The following is a 210-nucleotide window of genomic DNA, read 5'->3' on the forward strand; positions in this document are numbered from 1 at the left end:
GACGGGGCCGGCGCACTTCACGCCGCCGCAGTCGGCCGGCACCGACAAGAGCACGGCCGACGCGAAGACGGACACGGCAGGCGGCGAGGACGCCGACCGGCCGCGCAAGCCGCGCCTGGTGCGCCGCGTCGTGACCACGGAGTACTACGAGGAGTCACCGGACGACGCGACCGACACCGATCGCTCCTGATCCACACACGAAGCCGGGAC

General features: G+C 72.9%; 1 protein-coding gene. It reads left to right on the forward strand.

Annotated features, from left to right (window positions below):
- Nucleotides 1-190 (forward strand): hypothetical protein (locus tag ACLBYD_RS22080; RefSeq protein ID WP_447818125.1); only part of this gene is annotated, 190 nt, incomplete at its 5' end.
- Nucleotides 191-210 lie beyond the last annotated feature (20 nt).

This window comes from Rhodococcus sp. C26F, assembly GCF_053345925.1.